We start from the raw sequence: 25,205 nt of genomic DNA on the forward strand, positions 1-25,205 counted from the left end.
TGTCACTGTCGGCAGCAACTGATTGCAAGGTGATGCCCTGGTCGGCCTGGACCGCCACTTTTTGCTTCGACGTCGCCTTGGCCGCGGCAACAGTGCGCTTCGAGGTGATGCTCACGCCATCGCGACCGGAGGCATTGCCGATCGAGATCTTGCCGTCGGCCGACAGCGAAAGCTCCCCGGCATTGGCGGCCATGTCGCCGCTCATCTTGACGCCGGCACCCTTCTCGGTGACGACGACCTTGATACGATCGGCCTGCATAGCGCCGAGTGCTGTGCCGTCGATGGCATATTCCGGCGTGCCAGAGGTCGCGGTCAGCGCGGTGGCCTCGCCAGTGGCATAGTTGTATTGGCTGGCGCCACCCGTCAGCCGCAGGGTCTTGCCGTAGATCGGTGCATTGACGTGGATGTTGCGGGCAACGACGTCGAACAGGTCGACAGCACCGGGAGCGGCTGCGAAATTCCCCCCTGCCCCCTCGAACGTTACATCGCCGCCGTTGACTGTAAAGCCGGTCAGGCTGCCATCGGCGCCGATATTGGGGACGCCCGTCGTCAGCGTCGCATACGGCGTGTTGATGAAGCCGCAGCCGGCGCATGTGATTCCGTTAGGATTCGCTATGATGACATCAGCCCGACCACCAAAAATCTCAGTGGGACCATTCAGCGCGGAGCGATTACCGCTCGTCACCTCATTGAGGATGACCGAGGCTGGACCGGAATTCTTCAGGTTCGGATTGCCGGGAGTAACGCCGCCGAGGTTCGACGTGCCAACTTCACCGTTGAAATTATTGAGGATTAGGCCCGGCGCACCGACATTAAAGTTGTCATACTTGTTGTGCGACAGGCCCGTCCCGTTTGGAGTGACGATATCGACCAACGGCACGCCATTCGGCGCCGCGCCGACGCTCGGCTGATTGGCTGATGGTGCCGATCCGGCCGCAGAAACGGATTGCGCATTCGCCAGCATCGGCTGGAAGACAAGCAACGCACTCAGCACCGTCGCAAGCGATTGCCGGGCGAGTCTACCCGGTTGATCAATCTTTTTCGACAATCCGTGTCTTCCGTTGCTCATCTTCTCGTCCACTTCCTGGCACTGTGGTCTTGCCCTTATCGGGTGTCCCTTGCGACGACAGAATTTCCTACTTCTGCATGAGCCACGTCTTTACGCTGCTGACGAACTTGTCGGAGAGCTCATGGGCGAGAGCATCCTTCTGCCGGGAAACCTGTGCCGCGTTAATTGCCATGGCGACAAAGACGCCGATGTTCCCTTCGCCACGCACGCCCTTCTCCGAAACATAGACAGTCGTTTCGGCTATGAGACGTCCAGTCTTTGCATCCTGAAGGCGGACTGACCCCGACATACTGCTGTGGTTGTCCAGGATGATACGGCCGGCATTGCTGGCGAGATCGACCATGCCCAATGTCACGATAAGTTTCCCGGGTGTTTTTCCACCGGGCAGACCTTTAAGTTCACGATTTAGCGAAGCCTCGAGGGTCTGCACCACTTTCGACAGCTGCGGATCGGGCTTCTTCTTGTCAAAGAATCCGCCCATGTTGACGTCTGGAGCAGTCTCGAGCTGAATCTGCGTGATGGACGAACTCCGCAATGCCGTCACCAGCCGAGGATCCGCGGTCTGGCAGGCGCTGACGATCGCCGCCAGCGCGAAAACCGCAAGCAGCTTCACGTTGTGCACAAACCGCTTTGGGGTATTTTTGAATACAATTGTTGACACGTGACTCACCATCTCCTTCACCACCTCACTGACGTACTGACAAACAGAAGCCCGGAGTCGCGGCGGCTGACCGTGCCGCCAAAGACATCCGAATAGCCGATATCGAAATTGACATTGCCGCCGGCGAGCTTGGCGCCGACCGTCCAGCCGAACATGTCGCCACCATCGATCTGGTAGCGGGCCTGTGAAGCGATCCGTCCGTAATCGAGACCGACATAGGGACGGAACTCGCCGAGGATCTTCGCAAGCTCAGCATTCTCGGAAAAAGGTTGCGTGCGCCAGACGAGATCATTGCGGACGAAGAAGCCGTTATTGCCGTAAAGCATGGTCTCGCGCGTGCCGCGCACAGAGGAATAGCCACCGACCGAGATCTGCTCGGCCCCGAACATATTATCGGGCGAATATTGCCCGGTGACGATCGAGTTGATCTCGAAGCGCTGGCTGGCGAGCTCGAACGGCCGGGTCATGGTGATCGTGCCGGTGAACTTGGAGAAGCGAGGATCGGCGTCTCCAGCCCCGACATCGCCGGGCGCGACCGCATCAAAGAGATCGAGCCCCTGGCTATAGGAGAGATCGAAGACCCAAAGCCCGCCCAGCATGCGGCGGGAATGGGAGATGCCGAGATCGCCGACCGTGTACTTGCGGCTTCCGACCTCTATTCTGTTGCCGAGCAGGAAGTTGTTGGTTTCCTTGTAGGTCAAGCCTGTGTTCAGGGTGGTGATCGAATCCTTGTCACGGAAGATCACGCGATCGGCGCCGATGCCAACCTGTTTGCTGGTACCAGACGTTTTCAGCGGCCCGAAATTGCCGGGGACCGAACTGTCATAGCCATACCAGGAACCATTCAGCGACAATGTCCAGTAGCCATAGGGCACGCTGACATTGCCGGAATAGCTGTTGCTCTTGCCCACGCCATCGTTCCGCCAGGGATAATCCGGGCCGCTATGCTCGTACGAAAAGTTCCATTGATCGTTGATGCCGAACAGATTGTCATAGCCAACCGTGGCCGAGGACTTGGAATACCCCGTCTGTTCCTGCCCGAGATTGCTGTTGCCGAAGGAGAGATGCCACTGGTGGTCCGGCTTGTTCTCGACATTGAGGATCGAGGTGCCGTCGGTCTTGCCCGGCAGCATCGCGGTCTTGGCGTTGTTGGACGAGAGGCGGTTGATCTGGTCGAGACCCTGTTCGATGTCGCGCAGATTGGTGATCTCACCTTTCATGCCGGGAAAGGCCGTTGCCAGCACGCCCGAGCCAGGGGCCGGTTTACCGTTGATGTAGATGTCGGACAGCGTGCCCTCGACGGCGACCAGGCGCAGCGTCTTGGTCTTGGCAATGTCCTGCGCCGGCACGTAGACACGCGAGCTCACGAATCCCTTGTCGAGGTAGAGATGCGTCAGGTCGCGCAGTAGCCCGTTGATCTCACTGAGCCCGACGCAACGGTTCGCATAACCTGCGGTCACCTTGTCGATGGTGGCGGCCGGAAACTGCTTCATCCCCTCGACCTCGACATCGGTGATCTCAAAGCATGGACCGGCCTTCTGGCCGCCTGATGTTGCCGGTTGTTGAGCTTCGGCCTGTGTGGGCCTCGGCGTCATTCGGCCCAAGGTCTCCAACCGCTGTTGTTCGGCTTCCTGCGCCTGACGGCGCGCGAAGTCGTCATTCGGCGATTGCTGCGCGACAGCCCGGGACGAAGCCAGGACCACCGACAGCAATGCGACGGCAAACGGCACAACGAAAGACGACTTCGAAAAGCCTTGGCCGCTCTGCAGAGGAGACGGCCTTAAAGCCAGTGTCATGAGCGATTCCCGCCGTCCGCTTACTTCGAGGCGGGCTTCTGCAATGCGTCCAACGCCGCAGACAATCCCTTCAACGAGAATTTGATGTTGACCTTCTGGCCATTCATCATCTGCACGTGACCGGTACCATCCGTAGCTTTGGCAAGTGCTGACACCATCTTGCCGTCCAGCTTCTGTTGCGCCCAACAGCCAGCCTGGTTGCAGTTGCGGTAAGCTAGTTGCACGACCAGTTTGTCACTTGCATCGATACCGATGCCGGCAGGCAGATACATGTTGAGCGGTACAAGCGTCGTCAGAACCAGCTCGTTTGGAGGCTGCTTCGCTGCCTTCTTGTCTGTTGCGGCAGGAGCCGGCGCCTTGGCGACCGCCAGCGTCAATATGTTAACGTCCTGATCGCCCTGCTTGACCGTCGCAATTTGCGCGACTTCGCAGCTCGTCGTTGCCGAGCCGTCCGCAGCTTTTCCATCGATGCAACGATAATACCAGTCGTCGAATTTCTGAACCCGGGCCTGAGGTGCCGGCTGTTGTTCGCTCGCCGCGGCAGCGGTCCCTTCAGCGGAACCAGTACTTGAAGGCGTATTGCCAGCCGCGGGTGTAGGCTGTTCTTGCGCGATTGCGGAAAATGCAAACAGCGGCGAGGAAAGGAACACAACAGATGTCAGGGTCTTGAAGGAGAGGGACTTATTCGCGCGGGACATACAAAACTACCCAAAGTCAAAGCCATTCGCTCGCGCAAGGCGCCCCTTGCTCGATCGGCATGTCGGTCAAAATTCATGAAGATGCACCTGAAAGCGGTGTAGCCGATCATGGGCCTAATCCGCTCAATAGCATATTCCTAAAAAAGTACAGCGAAAAGTAGCGTACACATAGGCTCTTCACACGCTCGTTTTTCGATATGAGTGTAGAATCTGCAACACGAACGTTCAGTAATTGAATAAATTTGCGTGCGTAATAGGCGATGACGCGGCTTCTCTCACACCCGACGAAGGTACGCGACGTGCCACCTGCCCGATTGGTGCGAGCGCGGCGACGCAGCCAGTCATCCAGGTCAGGGACGTTGGAATTGAACTCTGCCGGCTCGTGATGACCGGCCAGTGGGATGGGTGCGCTAAGAGTCACGACTCATCCCACGGCGCTTTGGTCGACATGGTGCGTTTCAAGCGCTCATTGGGCTGCGTGGGCGCATCCAGTCGGGCAAGGTATTCGGCATAGATTTCGGGGCTGACCGTGAATATGGTAGGATTAAGCAGCGCCTCCTCGCTGCGGCGCCCTGAAGCCTCTAGCATGAAGTCCGTTTATCGCATCGACATGCAGATTGGCGTCTGGTTTCTCCGCCGGAAGCTAAGCTCAACTGCGGGGTTGTAGCAGCGCCAGCGCCAGGGTCGATGCGCCAAGCGCAGCAGTTAGAGCCAAGGGTCCCGTAGCGCCATAAGTGTCTACGACATAACCGCCGACAACGGCGCCGATGGTGATAGCGACTTGGAAGGAAACGACCATCAGACTGCCCGCTGCTTCCAGCGCATCAGTCGCTGCGCGGGATAAGTTGGTTGGCAGCACGACAGGAGCCATGCCAAACGCAAAACCCCAAAGCGTAGCGAAGCCGAACGCAACGCCGATGTGGGAACCCCAAAGTACCAATGCGAGCGCCGCAAATGCCATCAATGCGGACGTGACTGCGAGAGCCATGTGGATATTGGCGTCGGCCATGCGACCGCCTGCGATGTTACCGATGACCGCAGCGATGCCAAATCCGAGCAACGCCAGAGCAATTGGGCCAGTTGTGAGGAGGGTCACATGTTCGAGGAAGGGGCGGACATAAACCGAGCCGGCAAAATGCCCTGTCATCAGCACAAGAATAGCAAGCATACCGAGCTGAACCCCACGACGCCGAGTTAGCCTGAAGACATCGGCAAGACTGTTGCTTGTCGTTGCAGGCAAAGTCGGCAGGCTGAGTAGCTGCAGCAGCATGGCAATCGCGGCCAGTCCTGCAGTAATCGCCATGGCACTCCGCCAGCCCAACCAGTCACTGATCAACGCCCCCATCGACGGTGCAGCGATGGTAGCGAGTGAGACGCCGAGGGTGACGATAGCCATGCCCCGACCTGTTGCATTGGCGCCCACCAGTCTCGCGACGACTGCAACTGAAAGTGCCCAGAAAGAGCTGATAGCGATACCCAGCCCCGCTCTGGCCAATAATAGTATCCAGAAATCGGTCGCCACCGTCGCCAGGATATTGGAGCCGATTGCCAGGGCGCTGAGACCAACAAGCACTGTCTTGCGATTCAATCTTCCGATAAGAACATTGCTCAACAAGGCCGTCACGGCGCCGACAGAGGCCGTCGCGGTGACGACCTGCCCGGCGGTTCCCTCGCTGATGCCGAGATCGCGCGCCATCGGTGTCAACAGGCCTGCCGGCAAAAATTCGGCTGACACCAGGGCAAAGCTGGTTGCTGCCAGCGAAAGAACCGCGAACCAGGTATTCGCGCTCCATGCGACCGGCGCGATAGCATCAACGTCCTGCGCTGCGCCATCAAGCTGTATTGTTGTATCCGTCATTGAAGATCTCCAAGGTTTGGATACCTTCATAGACCAATCCATTCGGATGAAATGTATCTTAGAATCCGAAATTAATGTCTATTCGTCCGGAATTTGTGCGACGCACAACACCCGGCGAGACGTTCGTGATGCGCTTGAACGCGCGAGCGAATGATGCTTCGGATTCATAACCCAAACGGGCTGCGACCTCGGCAACCGACATACCATTTTGGCCCAACAACTCACCGGCAAGCTGCATGCGAAGACGCGCGAGATAACGTGCCGGTCCTTCCCCCAATATAGCGCTGAAGCGCTCGGCGAAAATCGAGCGTGATTGACCTGCCAAGCCGGCGAGGCTTTCGAGGGTCCAGTTATGGCCAGGGTCTCGGTGCATGGCCGCGAGGACGCGGCCGATATGAGGGTCGCGGATGGCGGCAAGCCAGCCCGTGGTCGAGGCACCAGTGCAATGGACCCAACAGCGGATGAGCCGGGCGGTCAGCAGGTCGGCCATTCGTGACAAGATGGTGGCACTGCCCATTTGTGGCTGCGCCGCCTCCGCCGTCATAGCCGCTAGCAAGGGTCCCACAATTGGGTCATTGCCGGCCACGTCGCAGCCCTTGATGATCGGTGGCATCAGCGTGATCAGAGGGTTTAGCGCACAAGCTCCTAGGGCCATGGAGCCGCAGAAAAGAGTGCTCGCCGCGCCAGTTCCTTCTCTCACCACTTCGCACACGTTGCTCCCCAGATTGGTCACCTGGCAACCATCGAGCGAGTCCCCGACAACATCCGGCGCACTAGCAAGCCGATGAGCGGTGCCTTGCGGAAGCAGCACCAGATCGCCCTCGCGCAACTCTTGCCAACCCTCTACTTCGGTATGGATCCAACATGGACCTTGGCTGACAAAGTGAAAGCGAAGAAACGCTTGTTGCGGAAAAGCGATGCTCCACGGATGTCGCAGCTCGCAGCGACCATAGCTGACTCCGCTTAGGCGAAAGTCTTGTAAAACTTCGCTCAGCGCATCCATCGGAATGTGTGAATGTGAAGATGCTTCGGATGAATTGATAGGCATTTTACCAATATATATGCCGAACGTCCGACAGGCAAGGGAAACAATCACTTGGCACCACCGCCTTGCTGTTGAACTCCATATGAAACTCGTCCGATTTCTGTTTCACGGCAGCCCGTAATTGATTCGAAATAGCGAAACACTTCAGGCGCATTTCTGCCTGCGACCGTCAGCACCAAATGGAAACCCAGCTCCTGACTTCGCAACGTTAAGTTTACGATGCCGAATTCGCTCTTATTCGTCGTTTATCTGGCGCCGGGATGAGAACCGCACCGCTCGATTGTTCTCAGGCGAGCGTACCGTTGCAGGCCCACGCGCCGGTAGAGCCGGAAGCAATCCAAGCGGGAGAGAGACGCCTTCGGCAACGACAATTGGGATCCGGCCGAAGAAGACGGCCGGGTGCGTCCCGTACGCATGTGCACTGCAACAACGATTGTCACTTGCAATGTTTATAAAAATGTCTATCACTAAACATATTGCTAAACATGAAGATTGGGGAGCTCATGTAGGCATTCTCTGAAAGTGGTGAGCTTGCACGTCGGCAGGGAACTGGCCGGCCTTTAGTTCTGGGAGGAACTTATGCAAACGAAATCGAAAGCTCTTATCGGGTTGGCCTCGGCATTCATCATGTCGTCAGCGCTGCCCAATCTCGCAAAAGCCGACCAACTGACACTCTGCTGGGCTGCTTGGGACCCGGCGAACGCGCTTGTCGAACTCTCAAAAGATTTCACTGCCAAGACCGGCACCGAAATGAAATTCGAGTTCGTGCCCTGGACGAGTTACGCGGACCGCTTCCTCAACGAATTGAACTCCCACGGAAAACTCTGCGACCTGATCATCGGTGACAGCCAGTGGATCGGCGGATCAGCGGAAAACGGTCACTACGTCAAGCTCAATGACTTCTTCGACAAGGAAGGCATCAAGATGGATGACTTCGTGCCGGCGACGGTGGTGGGCTACTCAGAATGGCCGAAGAATACGCCGAACTACTGGGCGCTGCCTGCCATGGGCGACGTGGTCGGCTGGACCTACCGCAAGGACTGGTTCGAGCGGCCGGAACTGAAGAAGAAATTCAAGGAAAAGTATGGCTGGGATCTCTCGGCGCCGAAGACCTACGACGAGCTGAAGCAGATTGCCGAATTTTTCCAGAAGCGTCAAATCGACGGCAAAACCGTCTATGGGGCGTCGATCTACACCGAACGCGGCTCTGAGGGCATCACCATGGGCGTGACGAACGTGCTGTACGACTGGGGTTTCCAGTACGACAACCCGGACAAGCCCTATCAAATGCAAGGCTTCGTCAATTCGCCCGATGCGGTGAAAGGTCTGGAATTCTACAAGGCACTCTATGATTGCTGCACCCCGCCCGGTAGCTCCAACGTCTACATGGTCGAGTCCGCCGATGCCTTCAAATCCGGCCAAGTCGCGATGCAGATGAACTTCGCCTTTACCTGGCCAGGCCTCTACAAGGACGAGAAGGTCGGCGGCGACAAGATCGGCTTCTTCCCCAATCCTGCCGAAAAGAAGCATTTCGCTCAGCTTGGCGGACAGGGCATCTCCGTCGTCTCCTATTCCGACAAGAGGGACGCCGCTCTGCAGTACATCAAGTGGTTCGCCCAGCCTGAAGTCCAGGCTAAATGGTGGAAACTTGGCGGCTACTCCTGCCTGAAATCGGTCGTGAACGCGCCGGACTTTGCCTCCAGCCAGCCCTATGCCCAGGCGTTCTTGGACTCGATGGCGATCGTCAAGGATTTCTGGGCCGAGCCGAGCTATGCAACCCTCCTCCAGGATATGCAGAAGCGCGTGCACAACTATGTCGTGGCCGGCAACGGCACCGCTCAGGAAGCGCTCGATGGGCTGGTGAAGGACTGGTCGGAAGTCTTCAAGGACGACGGCAAGATCTAGTGTTCAAGTTGACGCGGAACATCCTTGCCAGAACGGCGGCCCGGATCGCCAAGACTGCCGGGCCGCCTGATGTCTCACATACGCAAACACCAGGTGACATCTTGAACATTTCCTCTTCATCCGTGGTCGAGAATGCAGCTGACGCGACCGCAAGGGCGACGCCGACTTCGGTCGCTCACCGCGTCCGTGGCCTGTCCGACCGAGCGATCGCCTGGGTGTTCATCGCCCCCACCATTATCCTTCTTCTCGCCATCAACATCTTCCCGCTCATCTGGGCCATCTATCTCTCGTTTACGAACTATCGCGCCAATCGTCCGAATGCGCCGGTCCTGAACGTCGGATTGAACAATTACGAGCGTGTCCTGACCGACCCCGACATCTGGCAGGCGATGCAGACGACGGCGCACTTCGTCTTCTGGACGATCCTGCTGCAGACGGTGATTGGCTTCACGCTCGCCTATCTCATTGACCGCAAGTTTCGCGGCCACGCGTTCTGGACAACGCTGATCCTGATCCCGATGATGCTGTCTCCGGCCGTCGTCGGCAACTTCTGGCGCTTCCTCTACGAGCCACAGATCGGCCTCTTCGCCTACGCCGTCTCTCTCCTCACCGGCATCCCGACAGCCAACATCCAGATGCTCGGCAGCGTCTCGCTGGCACCCTGGGCGATCATCATCGTCGATACCTGGATGTGGACCCCCTACGTGATGCTGATATGCCTTGCAGGTCTGCGCTCTATTCCAGACTACATTTATGAGGCTGCCGAGGTCGATCGCGCCTCCGCATGGCGTCAGTTCTGGTCGATCACCGTGCCAATGGCTCTCCCCTTCATCATGCTCGCCGTGCTTTTCCGCGGCATCGAAAACTTCAAGATGTTTGACATGGTCACGCTGTTGACCGGCGGTGGCCCGGGTTCAACCACCGAAGTCGCCTCCATCACGCTGAAGCGTGCTGCCTTCGAGAGCTGGGCAACAGGTCGGGCCTCTGCCTTCGCCATTGTCCTCTTCGTGGCCGTGTTCGGCCTCGCCAACATCTACGTCAAAGCACTCAACAGGGTGAAGCAACGATGAGCTCCGTTACCTCAGCCCATTCGGTCGTAGAACCGAGCCCAACCAGCAAACGCATCGCCGGCGTTATCGTGATCCTTTACGCCTTGATTACCCTGATCCCGCTCGTCTGGATTTTCCTGACCAGCATCAAGTCGCCGCCGGATTCCATCAGCTACCCTCCCAAGATCGTTTTTACACCGACGCTGGAAGGCTATTGCAACCTTCTGACGACCAGGACGCGGCAGACGCCGGAATACATCGCCTCCCTACCCGTGCCGACCGGTACATGCGACGAGGTGACACGCAAGCGAAACATGGTGATCGCCGGCCCCTCGAACTTCCTGCCGCGTTTCGTCAACTCGCTGGTGATTGCCTTCGGCTCGACGTTCCTGGCGGTCTTTCTGGGAACGCTCGCCGCCTACGGCTTCTCCCGCTTTAGAGTGCCGCTTGCCGACGACTTGTTATTCTTCATCCTGTCGACGCGAATGATGCCGCCCATCGCCGTCGCCATCCCGATCTATCTCATGTACCGCGAGCTTGGCCTTTCAGATACGGCGCTGGGCATGATCTTGCTCTACACGGCTGTCAACGTCTCGCTTGCAGTCTGGTTGCTCAAGGGCTTCATCGACGAGATCCCGAGGGAATACGAGGAAGCCGCAATGATCGACGGCTATACCCGGCTGCAGGCCTTCTGGAAGGCTGTCCTGCCGCAGGCGACCACGGGCATCGCCGCCACCGCGATCTTCTGCCTGATTTTCGCCTGGAACGAGTATGCCTTCGCTGCCCTGCTGACATCGGGCGAAGCTCAGACGGCGCCACCCTTCATTCCGACCATCATCGGCGAGGGCGGTCAGGACTGGCCGGCAGTCGCGGCGGGAACGACGATCTTTCTCATTCCGATCCTCGTCTTCACTATTCTCCTGCGCAAGCAGCTCTTGCGTGGCATTACCTTCGGAGCGGTCCGCAAATGACGCATCTCATCGAAACACCGCGCCCTTCCCGCGCTAAGCGTCCCTTCTTCCTGCGCCGCGGTCCGATGGAAAACATCGCAACCACACTGATTGCGATCGGTTTTCTCATGCTCTTCCAACCGTTCCTGCTGGTTCTCTATACCTATTCACTGGTAACGCTGCTCGCAGGCACGGCCATGTTCATCATCGTCTCGAAGTTCCCGGAGTGAGCCATGGCGGACATCAGAATCGAAAATCTCCGCAAGCAATTCGGCAGCTTCGTCGCGGTGCAGGATTCGACCTTCCACGTTCAGGATGGCGAATTCCTGGCATTGCTCGGACCGTCTGGCTGCGGCAAGACGACGACACTTCGTATGATTGCCGGACTTGAACTTCCGACCAGCGGCAAGATCCATCTTGCCAACGAAGACGTCACCTTCAATCGCGCCAGTGCCCGGGACATAGCCTTCGTGTTCCAGCTTTTTGCGCTCTATCCGCACATGAACGTGCGCAAGAACATCGGCTTTCCCTTGCTCTCCCAAGGCATGCCGAAGCGGGAAATCCGCCAGCGCGTCGAGGAAACTGCGCGATTGCTGCAGATCGATCATATCCTCGACCGATCCGTTTCCGGACTTGCCGGCGGCGACCGTCAGCGCGTGGCTCTCGGCCGGGCGATCGTGCGCCGCCCGAAGTGCTTCCTGATGGACGAACCCCTCGGCACGCTCGACGCTGAATTCCGCGAAGTCATGGTCCACGAACTGCGCGAACTGCACAACCGCATCCATGCGACGACGGTTTACGTTACGCATGATCAACACGAAGCCATGGCGATGGCCGACAAGATCGCGGTCATGAACCATGGTGTCATCGAGCAATTCGGCACGCCGCAGGAAATCTACAGCAAGCCAGCCAGCATGTATGTCGCGGATTTCATCGGCTCACCGCCGATGAATTTCATGCGCTTCACCTCAGGCCTTCGGACGGGGGCGCGGTCGATATCGCTTCAAGGCGTCGATGTCAGCGTTCCCGAGGTACACCAGGACTTGGCGGAAGCCGAACTGGCGCTTGGGATCAGGCCCGAACATATTCGCTTCAGCGACGCCTCACCTTTGCGTGGAGCGGTCTACGGCAGCGAATATCTCGGGACCAATCAGGTTGTAGCAATCGAGACGTCGAGCGGCGTCATCAAGGCTCGCGTCCCGGCAAATCGCAACTTTCGTATCGGCGAGACGGTTGGTCTTGAGTTCAACCCTGCCAAGCTCGCGCTGTTCGAGTGCAAGTCGGGTCGCGCCATTGCTTCGGCACTTTATTCGGAGGCATGACATGGCTGACGTCGTTCTTAAAGGCCTCAACAAGCGGTTTGGCGACACACAGGCTCTCGCTGATTTGGACCTCTCGATCCGTGACGGTGAGTTCGTCGTCCTGCTCGGGCCAACGGGTGCCGGGAAGACGACGACACTGCGCCTGATTGCCGGGCTGGAGCGCCCCGACAGCGGCCGCATCGAGATAGGCAGTCGCAACGTCACAAGCGAAGCTCCAGCCGACAGGGACGTCGCATTCGTCTTCCAGCAATATTCGCTCTATCCGCACATGACGGTCTACGACAACCTTGCCTTCCCGTTACGAGCGCCAGTGCGCAAGCTCAGCAGCGAAGAAATCGACCGACGCGTGCGGGAAATTGCGCGCATGGTCAGGATCGACCATAAGCTGGAGAACCGTTCGACACGACTGTCGGGTGGCGAAATGCAACGCGTTGCGATCGGGCGGGCGCTGGTGCGCCGTCCCGCCATCTATCTCATGGACGAGCCACTCTCGTCGCTCGACGCAAAACTACGCGCGGAACTTCGCCTGGAACTCAAGCGGATCCAGAAGGAGCTCGGCTCGACGTTGCTCTATGTAACCCACGACCAGGTCGAAGCCATGACGATGGCGGATCGGATCGGTATTGTTGCCGGAGGAAGGCTGTTGCAGGTCGGAACGCCCCGCGAAATCTACGGCAATCCTGCCAGTCTTCATGTCGCTGCTCGTCTTGGCCAGCCGCACATCAACCTATTGCCCGCCGATCTTTTGCCTGGCGCCAATCCGCCGCCCGGGACTAAGACGATCGGCGCAAGAACAGAGCATCTCGATATCATTGTCGACGCGAACGCCAATGCCAAAGTCGACTGGATCGAACACCTGGGAGACCAGAACCACCTGCACATCCAGGTGCATGACCATAAACTCGTCACGCTCGCCGATCCACATCTTACGATCCGGCCAGGTGATCGAATAAGCCTGACGCTGCGCGATCCGCTCTATTTCGACGCCAGCGGCCAACGCCTCGGATAAGCAACGGAACGAACGAAAGCACTGGCACGAAAAGACGGGTATCACTCCATGAAACATTTCTTCAATCGCCGCGAAACCATCGTTACCGAAGCTCTGGACGGCCTGCTCCTGACAAGCAGCGCCGGTCGACTTGCCCGCTTGGATACCTTCCCCGAGATCAAGGTGATCCTGCGCGCGGACTGGGATAAGTCAAAGGTCGCAATCATCTCCGGCGGCGGAGCCGGTCACGAGCCTTCGCACGCCGGTTTCGTCGGCAAGGGCATGCTCACTGCGGCTGTATCAGGCGAGATTTTTGCCTCGCCCAGCGTCGATGCGGTGCTGACAGCCATCCGCGCGGTCACCGGCCCCAAGGGCGCTCTCCTGATCGTCAAGAACTATACGGGTGATCGTCTGAACTTCGGCCTTGCCGCCGAAAAAGCGCGTGCCGAAGGGTTCGGCGTCGAGATGGTGATTGTTGCCGATGACATCGCAATTCCTGGCATCAACCAGCCGCGTGGCGTTGCGGGTACGCTGTTCGTGCACAAGATCGCCGGCTATCACGCCGAAGCCGGCGCTGACCTAGAGACCGTTGCAGCCCAGGCGGCGGCCGCAGCACGCGACATCGTTTCGCTCGGCATGTCGCTTTCGACCTGCAGCGTGCCCGGCCAGGCGCATGAAGATAGGCTTGGCGCCGAGGAAGGAGAGCTCGGCCTTGGCATCCACGGCGAGCCAGGGGTGGAACGCATTGTGCTACAGCCGGTTGCCGATCTGGTGACCACGATGACCAATCGGTTGGCGGCCAAGGTTAACGAGGCAGAAAATTATGCACTGCTGATCAACAACCTTGGCGCGGTGCCACCGCTTGAGATGGGCGTTATCGCCAATGCCGTGCTGTCCTCACCTCTTTCCGGCCGTGTTCGACTGATTGTCGGCCCGGGACCGATGATGACCGCGCTCAATATGAACGGCTTCTCACTTTCACTGATCCGGTTGGATGCTGCTCGCGAAGCCGCACTGAAGGCTGCGGTCGAGCCGCATGCCTGGCTACCGGCCACCGAACGGCACGAGATCGCTATTGTTCCTGCACCGCGAGTATCCGCGCGGCATGCAGCGACGTCTCCCAGCGACGACGATCGGAATCGTCGCCTATTGACGGCGCTGTGCGAGCATCTGATTTCCCTCGAGAGTGAGCTCAATCGCCTGGACAGCCGCGTCGGCGACGGCGATACGGGTTCCACCGTGGCGACGGGAGCGCGCAGCATTCTTTCCCGCATCGACACGCTGCAGCTGAAGGATCCTGCTGCCACCATGGCCTCGATCGGTGAGATCTTGAGTACGAGCATGGGCGGCTCGAGCGGCGTGCTGCTCTCGATCTTCTTTACGGCCGCGTCGAAGGCCATGGCGGAGAAGGCTGATTTAGCTGTCGCTCTACTTGCCGGGCTCGATCGGATGACGTTTTATGGAGGCGCGGGCATCGGCGACCGCACGATGGTCGATGCACTGGCGCCAGCGCTCTCTGCCTTGACGTCAGGTGACATCGCGGCCGCGGCAAGGGCTGCAGCGGATGGTGCCGAGTCGACGAAGGCAATGCGAAAGGCAAAGGCCGGCCGCGCCTCATACGTTGGAGAGAAGGATCTGGAGGGAGTGCCGGATCCAGGCGCGGTGGCTGTGGCAAACGTATTTGAAGTTGCGGCATCGCTGACATAGCTGGCGCTGCTGCTGGGAGGATAGCAGGTGCAGGCAGAACCGGTTCTTCTTGCGGGATTGATTGAAGTTTGCCGTGCGACGATTGCGGCAAATAGCGATCATCTCTGCGCGCTGGATCGCGCAATCGGTGACGGCGATCATGGAACCAATATGCGGCGCGGCTGTGAGGCGGTTAGCGCCGAAGAGGCAGCGGTTTCAAGCCTTCCGCTGCCTGACGCGCTGGAAAGGATAGGCCTGACACTTGTGATGAGCATAGGCGGTGCGGCCGGCCCGCTTTACGGAACGCTGCTAATGGAAATGGGACGCGAGCTTCGCAAATCGGATGCAGGACAGGACTTTTCCTTGGCGTTAAAGCAGGCCATTGATGCCGTTGCCCGTCGCGGGCGTTCGCACCCTGGAGACAAGACCCTGCTCGACGTGCTGTACCCTGTGCAAGATGCGCTTGCGCACCATTCGCCATTGACCGATATCGTGCGTCAGGCGGAGCTTTCCGCAGGGTTTACCGCCGCCATGAAGGCCATGCGCGGCCGGGCAGCCTATCTTGGAGAGCGTTCGATCGGCCACGTTGATCCGGGCGCATCGAGCTGCGCTCTTCTGACAATTGCTATCTGCCGTTACCTTGAGGAGCATGGCCCGGCATGAGTGAGAAGACCCCAAACGTCGGGATTGTGATCGTCTCCCACTCGCCGCTGGTCGCGCGAGGCACGGCCGACATGGTGCGGCAGATGGTGGGCGACAGCGTGCCGCTCGCCTGGTCGGGCGGCAATAGTCACGGAGAACTCGGCACGGATGCCGGCGGCATCCTGACAGCCATAGAAGAGGCCTGGTCAGAGGCAGGGGTCGCCATGTTCGTTGACCTTGGCGGCGCCGAAACCAACAGCGAGATGGCCATCGAAATGCTCGGTTTGCCGCGCTCAAAACTCATCTCGATCTGCAATGCTCCGGTGGTGGAAGGCGCGGTCATCGCGGCTGCCGAGGCCTCCGGCGGGGCATCACTGGCAAAGGTTGTGGCGACAGCAGAAGAACTGTCACCCTGATGAGCGGCGGATTGCGCATAAGAAACCGGGAGGCCGAATAAGTGCATGCCAGTTGCCAGACGGAGGTCGAAGTGAAGCACGGGGTAGGATTGCACGCCCGCCCCTCGGTAACGTTCACGCGGTTGGCAAAATCGTTTCCCTGCTCGATCGAAGTCGCGGTCAATGGCAGCGACGTCTGGCTGAATGGCAAGAGCATCATCAAGATCATGGGTGCTAAGATCCGCAAGGGTTCCATGCTGAAAATCCGCGCCGACGGAATCCTGGCAGAAGAGGCAATCCGGGCACTGAAGGACCTCATCGAGCGCAACTTCGATGAAGAAAAGAAACATGGCCGCACCGCTTAGATTGAAAGCCGCCAGAGCCTCACCGGGGGTAGCATCCGGGCCGGCCTATATCGCGGAACCGCCGGCCGCCGGTGTCCCGTCGCAATCGGCCGTTTCAGGGCACGCAGAGCTGGCAGCGGCCATCGAAACCGCTATCGACGAGCTTCAGAACCTTGCCGCGGGCACCGACGCAGAAGGCGGCGACATCATCGATTTTCAGCTCGAAGTGCTTCGTGATCCGACGATCGCCGAAGTGGCAGGCGCGCGTATCAATGCGGGCGAGAATGTCGTATTCGCGTGGGTTGGGACACTCGATGGGTACATCCATGAACTGGAGAGTGCTGAAGAAGAACAGACCCAGGCACGCGCCGTCGATATTCTGGACGTCAAAAATCGCGTGCTGGCGGCGCTGACGGGGACGCCGGTAAAGGACTTTCCGGCCGGGTCTATCTATGTCGGCAAGGACATGGAGCCCAGCCGTTTCCTCGCACATGACTGGTCTGCGGGCGGCGGCATCGCGCTCTACGCCGGCAGTGCCGTGGGCCATGTCGCCCTTCTTGCCAGATCACGGTCGGTCCCAATGGTTATCAGCGCGGGACGTTTCGTCACCGCTGGCGGCCAACATATACGCGTTGATGGAGATGCAGGCGTGATCGTCCTTCAGATGGACAAGGAGGGCGCAGCGCCAATCCGACCCGAGCTTACAGCATCAAGCACAGTGCCGGCTGAAGACAACGGGATGCTGCAGACGGCGGATGGTGCGCAAATTCTGTTGTCTATCAACCTCAACGCCCCCGACGAAATCGACGGGATCGCGGCAGCGACGACAGCCGGCATCGGATTGATGCGCTCCGAATTCGCACTGCTCTCGCTCGCCGATGCCGCGAACGAGGAGAAGCAACTCGCCATCTACCGTCGCATCCTTGACTGGGCCGGCGGCAGAGGGGTGACGATCCGCATGCTGGATGTCGGCGGCGACAAGCCACTCTCAGGCCTCGCAACTTCGCCCGAATTGCGCGGTATCCGCCTTCTTCTTGCCCGACCTGAGATTGCGCGCGTTCAAGTACGTGCATTGTTGCGTGCAGCCATCTTCGGTAATCTGCGCGTCATGCTGCCGATGGTGACTTTTCCGTCGGAAGTCGATGATATGCGGCAGATCTTTCGAGAAGAGGCGGCCGAGCTTGCGCGCCGGGGCGTGCCGCACCGCCTGCCTTCGATTGGCATGATGGTAGAGGTGCCGGCCGCCGCGCTCATGCTCGAGCAGTTCGAAGGCGCGGACTTCTTTTCATTCGGCACCAACGACCTTGCGCAGTATCTTGCCGCCTCGACCCGCGAAGATGCCGATTTCGCCGCACATTGCGGGATGGCCGCGCAGGCTGTATTGCGCCTGCTCGCTTATGCCGTGAAACTGGCCGGCAGCAAACCGCTCAGCATCTGCGGCGACATGGCCGGCGATCCGCGCCTGACGGCAGAACTGCTCGCCGTCGGCATCCGGCATTTTTCCATGGCGCCCGCTCAACTTCCCGCGATAAGATCGGCAATCGTCGGTTTGAACGCCGATGGGACAAAGGCAGCCGGAGAATAAGATGGCGCGCGAAGAAACCGAAGACGCCATTATCGCCTACAAATCAATTCTGGCGCAGATCATCGACAACCGACCTTCCGGAACCCGTCAGCGGCTGGCCACGGAACTAGGCAAGCATCGCAGCTTCGTCACGCAGATAACAAGCCCGACCTACGCGACGCCTCTACCCGCGCGGCATCTCGCGACGATCTTCCGGGTTTGTCATGTCAGCGCCGCCGAACAGGAGCGTTTTCTGGAGGCCTACCAAAATGCGCATCCCGGTAAACTGCCTGAGCTTGGCGCCTCGGAAAAACTGCGGCATCTTTCACTCATGGTTCCTGATTTCGGCGACGAGCGACGCAACCGGCTGCTGGAGGAAGCAATCGCCGATCTGGTGCAGAAGATTGCAGCAATTTCCGGACCGCCGGAGTGAACGGCGTTACGGTTGGGTGCGACAAGACTGGGACGATCATCGCCTTGGGAGGGGCTTGATGAAGAAGTTCATCAACACGGCAGAAACCATGGTCGCCGAGAGCGTCGAAGGCTTTGTGCGCGCCCATGAGGAGTTCGTTGTGTTCGGCGTCGACCGCAAATTTATCCGCCGTCGCCACATGGTTCCGGGCAAGGTGGCGATCATATCAGGCGGCGGCGCGGGTCATGAGCCAATGCACATAGGCTTCGTCGGCCGCGGCATGCTCGATGCGGCTTGCGTCGGACATATTTTCACGTCTCCCACGCCGAGTCAGATCGCAAGCGCCATCGAAGAGGCGGACACAGGGGCCGGATGCGTGTTGGTGGTGAAAAACTACGACGGCGACGTCATGAATTTCGAAATGGCAGCAGAGATAGCATCTAGCCGCCACAAAATTGAAACGGTCATCGTCGGCGACGACATCGAGACGGCAGGGACAAGCGACAGGCGCGGGCGCCGAGGCGTCGCCGGTACTCTAATCGTGGAGAAGCTTCTTGGCGCCGCGGCCGAACGAGGCATGACGCTCGCCGAACTGAAAGGCCTTGGCGATGGTCTTGCTCCACGCATCCGATCGATGGGCGTTGCCCTTACTGGCGTGGCGGTCCCGCACACGCAGCGCACAACCTTCGCGCTCGGACCGAGCGAAATGGAAATGGGCGTCGGCATTCACGGGGAGCCGGGCCACTCGAGAGAGCCCTTCTCCGACGCCGACACGATCGTCAGGCATCTGAGTGAAACGGTCTTCAATGACATCGCCCGAACCGCCGGCAAGGCATTGCTTTTCGTCAACGGGCTTGGCGGCACGCCACCAGCCGAACTCTATCTCGCCTACAACACTGCCCACCAGTTCATGGTCAACCACGGCCTGCGGATCGAGCGCTCGCTTGTTGGCACTTATGCCACGTCGCTCGACATGCAAGGCCTTTCTGTCACGCTCGCTTTCCTCAGTGACGAGGAATTTTCCTTGTGGGATTCGCCTGTTGCAACCGGCGCGTTGCGTTGGGGATGCTAACCGCGCCCATTTTAATCGAAGTCGTGGTTGCAGCGAAGTCGACCTGCCTTAGAAGGTGGACTCGCTCCTACTCCAACACGCGTGTGGTCATTTTTGAACGCTCAGCCCAAGTTGCAAAGTCAGACTACGGCCAATCGTTGGCTGAAACATGAAGACTCTTCCATTTCAGGGAGTTCGTCGATTTCAATGGCCGTCACTTCGACCGATCAGTAATTCTGCTGTGTGTACGTTGGTATTTGGCTTACAATATCAGCCTGCGTGATCTGGAAGAGATTATGGCCGAGCGCGGAATTCACGTCGACCACTCCACGGTCCATCGCCTGGTCGTTCATTTTGCGCCGCTGCTGCTCGAACGCTTCAACCGGAGGAAACGTCCGGTCACTGGCAAGTGGCCCGTTGATGAAACTTATGTCCGGGTGCGCAGTCGCTGGATGTATCTCTACCGCGCCGTCGAGAGCGTGGGACGCGGTCGAGTTCTTCTTCAGCGAGAAGCGTGACCTGCCGGCTGCCAAACGCTTTATTCGCTAAGCACGGAAACGTCACGACCGACCAGATAGTATCGTCATTGACGGTAGCCAGACGAACCGGGAAGCAATCATTGCCAGCGATGGCGAATGCCGGCTTCGAGCCACATCTTCCGAGTCGCAGCTTGGAGTTTGCGACAGAGCCGATTGGCCGACCTTTATCTCAGGCTCATAGCCGGAAGAAACGGCGGCATATGGACAGTCGGACGGACATATATCTCGGCACATTTGCGGAGAAGCGTTTTGCGGCATTGCAATAGTTGGTAATGCGGCGCAATATAAGTGTCACAATTCTATGCAGTTGGGTCCGCGCAATGAGAATTTGCATCTACAAATCGGACATAGCACCCGAGCTTACTCTCTTGCTGCGAGAAGGCTTGCCCGTACCCCTCGACACCAAGATAGACAAATGGACCAAGATTAAGGTCGTCACCGACGGGGAGATGAAAGCAGACCTTTTGATTCAAATTGGCGGTGCGGGGCATGCGTTAGTTCGACTCGACGCGATTAGACAACATTAGGCAGTGGCAGCGTCTTACTCCGTGTTATCACCACACCACAGTCGCATCGGCGGGCTTTGGCTGCTGGACGCACCCCTGGTGCTCGCGAGGCGACCGGCGGCCACATCGCCTGCCTCGGACCGAAAGTCGTTTGTTGAATTGGTAGGTCTTGAAGGGACAAGAACCAGCGACCCCGAGGGCGCTTGAGGGCTGGGGGCTAATAAAGAGGTACGACTATGCGACGATCCCGCCGAAGACGGAGTATAGCCTGACCCAACTCGGCCGGACGCTGCGGCCGCTGATGGAGGCTATGGCGGCTTGGGGAGACGAAACGCAGGAACTCATTACCGAAGCAAATGACACTGAAATAGAGTTCACTGAGCCTTCGCAGGTGCGATAAGCCATTGTTGGACCTTGATCGGACAATCACTTTCTACCATCCTCTGGCTATGGTTAGCGCGCAGGAGAGCGGAAAGCGGGGATTAATGTCTGAGCGAATGCTTCCCCTACGCGGCATTTCGGTCTTTGAAGCGGCGGCCCGCGCAGCAAGTTTCCAAGCCGCGGCCGACGAGTTGAATCTGACGCCATCTGCAGTCAGCCACCAGATTCGTTTACTCGAAGCAATTCTCGGGGTCCGACTTTTCGACCGCGTCGGACGTGGCGTGACGCTTACGCCGGAGGGCGCGGAATATGCCCGCTCTATTCGCCAGGGTATCCGCCGGCTGCGCGCCGCCACCAGCGACATCAAAGCGCGCGGGAAGAAAGGCGGTGCGCTGGATGTCGTCAGGATCGAAGCACCTCCATCTTTTGCACATTGCTGGCTGTTACCACGCCTGACCGACCTGATGGCGCATCTTCCTGGGGTCGACATCCGGGTGAATGCACAGGGCTCGCATTTGCAAGGTGACAGACTGCCTTGGGCTCCGCTGACGGACGCACCGGCCGACGTGCAAATTGTCTACGGCGATGACGATCTTTGGGCGGACAGGGCCTCACATATGTTCTCGGAGCATTTTCAGCCCCACTGTTCTCCCGATTTGCTCAACGGTCGCACGCTCGATTCTCCGCATGATTTACTTCGAGAGACTCTTGTCAGCACCTTTCAAAACTCGGTTTCCTGGGAAGAGTGGCTGGACCTACAAAGCATCGATTTCTATTCAAATCCTGTCGACACAGTCCAGTTGGATCCCTCCCATCTGGCGATCGAGGCTGCTGCCAATGGACTAGGCTTCATCCTGGAGAGCAGCATTTTGGTCCAACACGCGGTGTCTGCCGGCAAGCTCGTTTCTCCATTTCCAACTCTCGGTCGCCCCGGACTGTCCTACTGGATATTGGCGCCCTCGGCGAAAAGAGCCCACTCGACCATTGATGCCGTCGTCACTTGGTTCAAGGAACAAGCTGCGTCCACCCACCCGGTCTAACGCCGCAACCACAGCCATTGCGCGGCCCAGATTTGGTGCAGCATCGAAGAAATATTTTCATCAGTTTGAGAGAACTATTTGCGCTTCACGGAAGCAGACGGCGCGGGCTACTTTCAGGATAACGCGGAAGCTTAGAACGTTCTCCCGAGCATTGGAAAGATGATCCTGAATATGAATATCTCGTCGGGCAATTTTGATAGCTTAATCTGGGAAAAGGCGAACAAGAACCTGCTTCGCTACATGGGAGTTGGCGGCGATTTCACGTCATTCGTGCCCGAGCGTGCTGAAGGTTCGTGGCTATACGACGCATCTGGCCGGCGCGTCCTCGATTTTACGTCTGGACAGATGAGCTCTGTACTTGGGCATGCCCACCCGGAGCTTGTCGAGACAATGCGTGGTGCCGCTGCCAGCCTCGATCATCTGTTCAGTATGATGATTACCAAGCCTGTTGTCGATCTGGCCGAGAAATTGGCCGAGTTGGTTCCGGGTCTGCCGCGATCGATGTTCCTCTCGACGGGAGGGGAGTCGGTCGAAGCGGCCATTCGATTGGCCAAGGTCGTGACCGGCAAGTGGGAAATCGTTGGGTTTGCGCAATCGTATCACGGCTCGACCGGCGCCGCTGCATCAGCCACCTATTCGCTTGGACGTCGCGGTCACGGGCCGATGATGCCGGGAGCCTTCGCCATTCCCGCACCAAACGCATTCCGGCCCCGTTTTCCCGGTGTGACATGGCAGCAGGAACTCGACGATAGTTTCGGACTGTTGGACCGCCAGTCGACCGGCAATCTCGCGGCATTCATAGCGGAACCGATTCTCAGTACTGGCGGGGTTCTTGACCTACCGCTGGGCTATCTCGCGGCACTCAAAAGCCATTGCGAACGCCGGGGTATGCTTCTCATTGTCGACGAGGCACAGACAAGCCTCGGGCGCAGCGGCGAGATGTTTGCCTTCGAACGCGACGACATCGTGCCCGACATTCTTTTGCTTTCAAAGACACTCGGAGCCGGAATGGCAATGTCCTCCGTATCGACGTCCGACGCGATTGCAGAAGTTGCAGACGCACGCGGATTTACCTTCGTGACGACGCATGTCAACGACCCACTCCCCGCCTCGGTCGCCCTGAAGGTACTGGAGATCGTCAAGCGGGATCAACTCGTTGAACGATCGAAGGCTCTGGGCACGCGCCTGAGAAAGGGGCTGCAGAACCTTCTCCAACACCATGAATGTGTCGGCGATGTACGCGGCCGCGGTATGCTACTGGGCATGGAATTCGTTCCGTACGCTGGGCACAGTGCAACGTCGATTTCTCAGAAGGTGACTGAACTGGCGCTGGAATTCGGAGTATCCGCCAATATTACCGGCGCATTCACGGCGGGCGTCATGCGATTCGCACCACCGCTCACCTCGAGTGACGAGGAGATCGACTTCGGTATCAGTGTGCTGGATCGCGCGATTACCCAAGCTATCGACTCTCTTGGCAAGTAATCCATCGCGGCCGTTAACGCGGCCTATGGATGGAGGAAACTCATAAGGTTCACACGCGGGCCTATACGCGAGACGAAGAATTGACGCCCGCGGGGGAGCGCGCGGCGGCAAGCAATGCCGGCGGGAGGGAGGACCTTGACCGGACCAACCAGAGGGAAAGAAAAATGAACGTTACCCGTCGTCGCATTCTAATCCTATCCGCCGCGGCCATCGTGGCAGCCACGCCTTTCGCTGCCTTTGCGGAGGGCACGCTCAATGTAGGCTCCTTCCCGAACAACCCGCCGTTCGAATTTAAGAACGCAAGCGGTGCCTTCGAAGGTTTTGAAGTGGACATCATCACCGAGGCGGCGAAACGCGCTGGCATGGATGTTGACATCGAAGGCTATGATTTCCAGCCACTGTTTGCCGCCACCAGCTCGCGCCGTATCGACGCGGCCATCTCGTCCATTACAATCACGAAGGAGCGGCTCGCCTCGCAGTCCTTCACACAGCCTTTTTACGATTCTGGCTTGGGCCTCGCCGCCAGGACCGATGGCGTCGTGAAGGGCCTCGCAGACCTCAAGGGCAAGGTCGTTGGCTCACATTCCGGCTCGACGAGCTACAAATGGCTAGTAGACAACCAGAAGAAATACGGCTTCAGCGAGGTCAAGGGTTACAATAACCCGTTGGATGCCCTGCTCGATCTCTCCTCCGGACGTCTGGACGGAGTGACAAGTGACGTGCCCAACCTAGAATATGCCTTCACCAAGATGCATGGTCTCAGCGTGGTCGAGCGCATCACGTCTGACGAGCAATACGGCGTGATGATGACCAAGGGCTCGCCTTATCTTACAAAGATCAATGATGCGCTGACCGCGATGAAGAAGGATGGCACGCTGCAGGCATTTCACAAGAAGTGGTTTGGCACGGATGCCCCGGCCGATTCCTCCACTGCCAAGGAAGAACCGCTGCCCAACGGCTGACGGCCGCATACCGAGCTGCCTTCGGATCGCGCCGTCCCGACATTCCGGGCCGGCGCCGTTCGGAACATCCGACAAATCGACCTCCCGGACGCTGATGACCCTTATCGACACGTTTTTCAATACGGCTGTGCTCAGCGCGGCGGTCCCGGCGCTGCTGCGCGGCCTCGTCAACACCATTATCCTGGGGTTGCTTGCGATCGGTCTGGGCGTCCCGCTTGGCATGCTGGTCAGCCTCGTCCGGCTCTATGCGCCATCGCCATTCCGCTGGCTCGCGATCGGCTTTATCGACATCTGCCGCGCCCTTCCGGTATTGGTGGTGCTGATCTTGATCTACTACGCCCTGCCATTTGTCGGCATCCGTTTTTCTGCGCTGGTATCGGCGACACTCGCGTTCACCATTGTTATGTCGGCCTATTCGGCGGAGGTATTCCGGACCGGTATCGAAAGCATTCCGAGGGGCCAGTTTGAGGCAGCGCAGGCGCTCGGCCTCCCTTTCGTCATCACCTTGCGCAAGGTGATCTTGCCGCAAGCAATGAAACTCGTAATCCCGCCGACGACCAGCAACTGCGTGTCGATGTTCAAGGATACGTCGCTCGCTTCGGTGGTCGCCCTGCCGGAACTTTTGAAGGACGCAAACGACGCGCAGGCACTTTATGCCAACCCTACCCCGCTGATTGGTGCGGCGCTGATCTATCTCGCTTTCCTTTGGCCGATGGTGCGGCTGGTCAGCTATATCGAGAGACGAAACAGGGCCGCAACAATCAGGTGATCAGCCGACTGATGAATAAGAACCCGCCACCACCGGGGTCGCCGTTCGCGCCGTTGCCTTTGTCATTTCGATAACCCTGAAAACTCAT

The 25,205-nt window shown here is 58.7% G+C and carries 23 protein-coding genes and 4 pseudogenes; 19 read left to right on the top strand and 8 right to left on the bottom strand.

Annotated elements, in window-relative coordinates; genetic code table 11:
- Positions 1 to 151: 151 nt before the first annotated feature.
- The 8 genes and pseudogenes from FHT28_RS36870 to FHT28_RS20465 all read right to left on the bottom strand — a co-directional run.
- Positions 152 to 1,069: pseudogene (locus FHT28_RS36870) on the bottom strand (filamentous hemagglutinin N-terminal domain-containing protein); the annotation flags it as partial.
- A 67-nt stretch (positions 1,070 to 1,136) separates the two neighbouring features.
- Positions 1,137 to 1,754, bottom strand: coding sequence for a hypothetical protein (locus FHT28_RS20440; protein ID WP_348645003.1), 618 nt, complete (start codon positions 1,752 to 1,754; stop codon positions 1,137 to 1,139).
- Positions 1,748 to 3,526: a ShlB/FhaC/HecB family hemolysin secretion/activation protein gene (locus FHT28_RS20445; protein ID WP_168597188.1), complete on the bottom strand. Its 1,779-nt coding sequence runs from the start codon at positions 3,524 to 3,526 to the stop codon at positions 1,748 to 1,750. The genes FHT28_RS20440 and FHT28_RS20445 overlap by 7 nt, the downstream gene beginning before the upstream one ends.
- Positions 3,527 to 3,546: 20 nt before the next feature.
- Complete coding sequence (locus FHT28_RS20450; protein WP_047641311.1) at positions 3,547 to 4,224, bottom strand: invasion associated locus B family protein; 678 nt, start codon at positions 4,222 to 4,224, stop codon at positions 3,547 to 3,549.
- A 250-nt stretch (positions 4,225 to 4,474) separates the two neighbouring features.
- A pseudogene (locus FHT28_RS36290) lies at positions 4,475 to 4,627 on the bottom strand (GNAT family N-acetyltransferase); the annotation flags it as partial.
- A gap of 14 nt (positions 4,628 to 4,641) precedes the next feature.
- Positions 4,642 to 4,821: pseudogene (locus tag FHT28_RS20455) on the bottom strand (DUF1778 domain-containing protein); the annotation flags it as partial.
- A 52-nt stretch (positions 4,822 to 4,873) separates the two neighbouring features.
- Positions 4,874 to 6,082, bottom strand: a complete 1,209-nt coding sequence (locus FHT28_RS20460; RefSeq protein WP_047563200.1) for an MFS transporter — start codon at positions 6,080 to 6,082, stop codon at positions 4,874 to 4,876.
- A 58-nt stretch (positions 6,083 to 6,140) separates the two neighbouring features.
- Positions 6,141 to 7,130 (bottom strand): AraC family transcriptional regulator, encoded by a 990-nt coding sequence (locus FHT28_RS20465; protein ID WP_047563198.1) that lies wholly within the window; start codon positions 7,128 to 7,130, stop codon positions 6,141 to 6,143.
- Positions 7,131 to 7,706: 576 nt separating this feature from the next.
- Between FHT28_RS20465 and FHT28_RS20470 the strand changes: the two genes are divergently transcribed.
- The 19 genes and pseudogenes from FHT28_RS20470 (at position 7,707) to FHT28_RS20560 (ending at position 25,117) form a co-directional block, all read left to right on the top strand.
- Positions 7,707 to 9,032 carry an ABC transporter substrate-binding protein gene (locus FHT28_RS20470; RefSeq protein ID WP_168597189.1) on the top strand — a complete coding sequence of 442 codons (1,326 nt, stop codon included), beginning with the start codon at positions 7,707 to 7,709 and terminating at the stop codon, positions 9,030 to 9,032.
- Positions 9,033 to 9,133: 101 nt separating this feature from the next.
- Positions 9,134 to 10,102 (top strand): sugar ABC transporter permease, encoded by a 969-nt coding sequence (locus FHT28_RS20475; RefSeq protein ID WP_037198175.1) that lies wholly within the window; start codon positions 9,134 to 9,136, stop codon positions 10,100 to 10,102.
- The gene (locus FHT28_RS20480; protein ID WP_168597190.1) at positions 10,099 to 11,052 is read left to right on the top strand and encodes a carbohydrate ABC transporter permease; all 954 of its coding nucleotides are present in this window, start codon (positions 10,099 to 10,101) and stop codon (positions 11,050 to 11,052) included. Before FHT28_RS20475 ends, FHT28_RS20480 begins: the two co-directional genes overlap by 4 nt.
- Entirely contained in the window at positions 11,049 to 11,261 is a 213-nt protein-coding gene (locus tag FHT28_RS20485; RefSeq protein ID WP_168597191.1) for a hypothetical protein, read from the top strand. The genes FHT28_RS20480 and FHT28_RS20485 overlap by 4 nt, the downstream gene beginning before the upstream one ends.
- Positions 11,262 to 11,264: 3 nt before the next feature.
- Entirely contained in the window at positions 11,265 to 12,353 is a 1,089-nt protein-coding gene (locus FHT28_RS20490) for an ABC transporter ATP-binding protein (RefSeq protein WP_037198065.1), read from the top strand.
- 1 nt (position 12,354) lies between these two features.
- On the top strand, positions 12,355 to 13,362 hold the full coding sequence (locus tag FHT28_RS20495) for an ABC transporter ATP-binding protein (protein ID WP_037198063.1): 1,008 nt from the start codon (positions 12,355 to 12,357) through the stop codon (positions 13,360 to 13,362).
- A gap of 48 nt (positions 13,363 to 13,410) precedes the next feature.
- Positions 13,411 to 15,048 (top strand): dihydroxyacetone kinase subunit DhaK, encoded by a 1,638-nt coding sequence (locus FHT28_RS20500; protein ID WP_168597192.1) that lies wholly within the window; start codon positions 13,411 to 13,413, stop codon positions 15,046 to 15,048.
- A gap of 27 nt (positions 15,049 to 15,075) precedes the next feature.
- The gene (gene dhaL / locus FHT28_RS20505) at positions 15,076 to 15,690 is read left to right on the top strand and encodes a dihydroxyacetone kinase subunit DhaL (protein WP_037198059.1); all 615 of its coding nucleotides are present in this window, start codon (positions 15,076 to 15,078) and stop codon (positions 15,688 to 15,690) included.
- Positions 15,687 to 16,085 (top strand): dihydroxyacetone kinase phosphoryl donor subunit DhaM, encoded by a 399-nt coding sequence (gene dhaM / locus FHT28_RS20510; RefSeq protein ID WP_168597193.1) that lies wholly within the window; start codon positions 15,687 to 15,689, stop codon positions 16,083 to 16,085. The genes dhaL and dhaM overlap by 4 nt, the downstream gene beginning before the upstream one ends.
- A gap of 41 nt (positions 16,086 to 16,126) precedes the next feature.
- The gene (locus tag FHT28_RS20515) at positions 16,127 to 16,429 is read left to right on the top strand and encodes an HPr family phosphocarrier protein (protein WP_037198056.1); all 303 of its coding nucleotides are present in this window, start codon (positions 16,127 to 16,129) and stop codon (positions 16,427 to 16,429) included.
- Entirely contained in the window at positions 16,413 to 17,993 is a 1,581-nt protein-coding gene (locus tag FHT28_RS20520) for a putative PEP-binding protein (RefSeq protein WP_168597194.1), read from the top strand. Before FHT28_RS20515 ends, FHT28_RS20520 begins: the two co-directional genes overlap by 17 nt.
- A 1-nt stretch (position 17,994) precedes the next feature.
- Entirely contained in the window at positions 17,995 to 18,405 is a 411-nt protein-coding gene (locus tag FHT28_RS20525; RefSeq protein ID WP_037198054.1) for a hypothetical protein, read from the top strand.
- Positions 18,406 to 18,463: 58 nt separating this feature from the next.
- On the top strand, positions 18,464 to 19,456 hold the full coding sequence (locus FHT28_RS20530) for a dihydroxyacetone kinase subunit DhaK (RefSeq protein WP_168597195.1): 993 nt from the start codon (positions 18,464 to 18,466) through the stop codon (positions 19,454 to 19,456).
- Between the two features lie 212 nt (positions 19,457 to 19,668).
- Positions 19,669 to 20,083, top strand: a pseudogene (locus FHT28_RS20535) (IS6 family transposase); the annotation flags it as partial.
- 566 nt (positions 20,084 to 20,649) lie between these two features.
- Complete coding sequence (locus tag FHT28_RS20540) at positions 20,650 to 20,880, top strand: helix-turn-helix domain-containing protein (protein WP_037198049.1); 231 nt, start codon at positions 20,650 to 20,652, stop codon at positions 20,878 to 20,880.
- Between the two features lie 85 nt (positions 20,881 to 20,965).
- A complete protein-coding gene (locus tag FHT28_RS20545) occupies positions 20,966 to 21,901 on the top strand; it encodes a LysR family transcriptional regulator (protein WP_168597196.1) in 936 nt (311 codons plus the stop codon).
- 159 nt (positions 21,902 to 22,060) lie between these two features.
- Positions 22,061 to 23,386 (top strand): aspartate aminotransferase family protein, encoded by a 1,326-nt coding sequence (locus FHT28_RS20550; protein WP_037198047.1) that lies wholly within the window; start codon positions 22,061 to 22,063, stop codon positions 23,384 to 23,386.
- 164 nt (positions 23,387 to 23,550) lie between these two features.
- Positions 23,551 to 24,348 carry an ABC transporter substrate-binding protein gene (locus tag FHT28_RS20555; RefSeq protein WP_047641462.1) on the top strand — a complete coding sequence of 266 codons (798 nt, stop codon included), beginning with the start codon at positions 23,551 to 23,553 and terminating at the stop codon, positions 24,346 to 24,348.
- Between the two features lie 94 nt (positions 24,349 to 24,442).
- Positions 24,443 to 25,117 carry an amino acid ABC transporter permease gene (locus FHT28_RS20560; RefSeq protein ID WP_168597197.1) on the top strand — a complete coding sequence of 225 codons (675 nt, stop codon included), beginning with the start codon at positions 24,443 to 24,445 and terminating at the stop codon, positions 25,115 to 25,117.
- Positions 25,118 to 25,205: the final 88 nt, after the last annotated feature.

Origin of the sequence: Rhizobium sp. SG570, from assembly GCF_012275345.1 — a bacterium.
GTDB lineage: Bacteria > Pseudomonadota > Alphaproteobacteria > Rhizobiales > Rhizobiaceae > Rhizobium > Rhizobium lusitanum.